Raw genomic sequence first — 362 nt, forward strand, 5'->3', positions numbered from 1 at the left:
ATTTGTTTCGTTCCGGCGCAGTTCGTTTAATCCGAGCGAACCATCCGGGCAATCTGCCGGAGAGACAGTTGCCTTGCGACACTGCTCACTGAGGAGCAGTCCTGACGCGGACAACCGAAGCGGCAACGGGGGGGATAAATTCTGCGCGAACGGCATCGCCCACTTTCAGGCTGTCGAGCGATAACGTCGGGGCAACATCGAACTCCTGTGTCTGAGTCGGGCCGCGCAGTGTGACCTGCCGGTTCTTCCGGTCGATTTTTAGCACCGTGGCCACGAACTCCACGCTTCGGGTCGAACTGACTTCTCCATCCGACGCTGGCTGCAAGACTTCTGTTTCGATTCGCTCGCGGATGCCACCCGAT

1 protein-coding gene is annotated in these 362 nt (G+C 58.8%); it reads right to left on the minus strand.

Features of this window, described 5'->3' with window-relative positions; genetic code table 11:
- Positions 1-85: 85 nt before the first annotated feature.
- Positions 86-362: copper-binding protein (locus P0D73_RS46835; protein WP_408436572.1), on the minus strand; the 277-nt coding region annotated here is incomplete at its 5' end.

It is taken from the genome of Paraburkholderia sp. RL18-101-BIB-B (genome assembly GCF_046026985.1).
In the GTDB taxonomy this organism is placed as follows: domain Bacteria; phylum Pseudomonadota; class Gammaproteobacteria; order Burkholderiales; family Burkholderiaceae; genus Paraburkholderia.